Genomic DNA, 2,916 nt, shown 5'->3' on the forward strand with positions numbered 1-2,916 from the left:
GCTTTGATATTTCTCATATAGTTAAATAAACCCGCCCCAAAACCGTGTATACCTTAACTTACTCCGACAAAGTAATCACAGTTTTGACCACACCCGCACGTTCCGCCTTTGCCATAACCTCAATCTCACAACCAGCAACACCTTTAACTACCCACTCCAAATGACAACGATAACTTCCAGGTTGAGCAAAAAAACTGAAAAAATTAAAAGCTTCACTCGATCGCCCATGCAAATGCTCAATTTCCTGTTTTTGTTTCCCACTCACCAACGTTACACCATCAGGTAAATCTAACATTACCTCTATCGGTTTAACACTTTTTTGCTCCAAAGCTTTTTCACTGGTATTAGTAGGCAAAAATCCTTGATTTTCAAACTGCACTAACAGATGATAAAGATCGCCACCCTGATGCTCAACTACTGTTTGACTCACTGCTAAACGAGGTGACATCAAAGCATGAGCAATAGCAAACTGACATTGTTCCTCACACAACTTTGGTAAATATTCAACAGGTGGGTTGTACCAAACTTCCTTTAAATTCCATCCACCAATTTCAACAGTACCCAGTTGGGGATGTTCAAATATTTCCCAGTTAATAAAACCTCTGCCACCCAATTTTTCATCATTCCATTGCATCATTTTCAGATCATCTGCAACAGGATGGCGTTGTAACCACTTAATATAATCATCCTTCTTAACTCCCGCCGCCGTCGGTGCATCCCAAAGCTCTATGGCAAAACCAAACCAACCAAAGCGATCGTAACAATAATCAATCATTCCACCAGAAATCTTCTCACGGTTAGGGTACGAGAAGTTATGATAAATCGAAACGCACTCATAACCAGTAATTTCAGTACCCTTTTCTCCAATCAATTTGTAAATTTCCAAATCTTTTACAGGTAAGTGTTCGTCTGGATAAGTACAGTAGGAACGTAAAATTACTCCTGAAAAGGTATGATAGTTAATGAAACCGTTAATATTAGGATGTTCTCGCCAAAATTCTGCTACAGCGCGAGTTTCAGGTTCAGAAAGAGGAAAATCTCCAGCACCTTTTTGTTTTCCCTCCGGTTGCCATTCGTGGGGATAGTTACGATTAAAATCCATTCCTTCTTTACTAGGAGCGACTTTAATATCGTAACCGTCATAGTTTTTGATTATTCCCTCTGGCAAAATACTGTAGTAAGTACCTCCAAATTCATCGGGTTCGCGAGGCACCATAATTCTCGGATCTTCTGAGGAAATTTTCCAAGCTCCACAGTTATCTTTGAGTCGCATCTGCAAAATTAACCCATCTCCATTTATATCTTCCCAGTGGAGACCATCCCTTTCTTCAGGATAGGGATAATGACGAATACTCGATCGCAAAATCTGAGGAGTTGTTAAATATTTTTCTGCTCCATCAACGGCAATTCTAGGTAAAATATAAATTGTGTAGTTGTCTAATAAATGAGTGATTCGAGGTTCAGTAGCGTAATTATTTAGTAGATAATAAATAGTATATAGAGCAACCGCCGAACCTGTAACTTCTATTGCATGAATATTACCATCAATCCAATATCCAGGTTTTTCCTGAGCTTTTCCTGTATTTTGATTTGTCAGAGTAGCTAGGAAAATATCTAGTCCGCCGTAGCTTTTGCCAATAACTTTTAACTCTATTAAATGAGGATTATTTTCTCTCATTTGATGTAGAAAATCTACTACTTCTTGATATGTGTAGTAGTGGCTAAAGTCAAACCCTAATTCTGTCATATTAAATTATTTAATCCTCTATAATTAATACCAATTCACTCTAAAAATGTCACAAATAGCCTCAAACTTTAGATGTGAAATAATTCCCTGAAATTACTATAGCCTTAAAGTTTTGACTCTGTAAAATCTTACTTTTGACTTTTGACTTTTAACTTCCGTGAATTGGATTAGAGTTTCGATTCTATAAAATCTGAATTTTGAATTTTGAATTTTGACTTTTAACTTCCCTTATGTTCCCACTTCCAAACACTACTAGAAATTAAATTTGTCAAAATATGGGCAATAATTGGTATCAATAAATTACCTGTTACCAAAGCGCTGTATCCTAACACAAAACCAACTATTGTTGCCCAAATCATATAAGGCCATTGTTGCCTACCACTTAGATGTAAAACACCAAAGAAAACACTTGAGGCGACTAATGCCACTGTATCTAATCCCAACGCAGATAAGACTACACCTCGAAATAACAATTCTTCACTTAATCCTGGCAGCAACCCCAACCAGACTAAATCAGGCCATAACAGGGGAGATAAAACTAACTTTAAATATGTATCTGCACTACGACGATAGGCTGGCCAGATGCGGTAAACTAAACCACTCGCAGCAGTAATACCTAGGGCGATCGCTATTCCCCAGAGCAATGCGGTCAGATTCCAACTTACAGGCAATAAATTTACACCAAATAGGAGGCAGATTCTAGAAATTGCTAGTAATACTAATGCTGTTACTCCCATTGCCACTAACACTTGGATGCGAGTTAGTGGTTCTATTTCCGGGTTTTCAGGAATTTTTTCTGTCACTTGTCAGCTATCAAATAGACTTTAGGTTATCTCTCTAAATATTGTACAGGATGCTATAGCGATACGCGCAAGTCAGGAGTCAAGAGTCAGGAGTCAGGAGGGAAGAATAGGGAATTTTAATTTACAAGGAGTAGAAAGTTTTTTATCACTAATTATCAGGACATTATATTATACCGATTCCCAGGCATTAATGCTATACTTGGGTACGACTCCATTTATTAATTAATAATTACATATCAAATCTTTTTTTGCTAGTTGTAGGTCATTTAATATTAATTATTGTTATTTTTACTTCTCCTGTACGGACGCCCTTATGCAACGTCCCTACCCACTCCCCTGCTCTACAAAATGTAGAAATGTTTTTGA

Annotated in this window: 2 protein-coding genes; both read right to left on the bottom strand. The window is 37.4% G+C overall.

Annotated features, from left to right (window positions below; genetic code table 11):
• Window positions 1-58: 58 nt before the first annotated feature.
• Window positions 59-1,747: a M14 family metallopeptidase gene (locus tag AFK68_RS03580; protein WP_094671629.1), complete on the bottom strand. Its 1,689-nt coding sequence runs from the start codon at window positions 1,745-1,747 to the stop codon at window positions 59-61.
• Window positions 1,748-1,965: 218 nt separating this feature from the next.
• Window positions 1,966-2,550: a CPBP family intramembrane glutamic endopeptidase gene (locus tag AFK68_RS03585; RefSeq protein ID WP_094671630.1), complete on the bottom strand. Its 585-nt coding sequence runs from the start codon at window positions 2,548-2,550 to the stop codon at window positions 1,966-1,968.
• Window positions 2,551-2,916: the final 366 nt, after the last annotated feature.

It is taken from the genome of Hydrocoleum sp. CS-953, assembly GCF_002260545.1.
Lineage (GTDB): Bacteria > Cyanobacteriota > Cyanobacteriia > Cyanobacteriales > Microcoleaceae > Trichodesmium.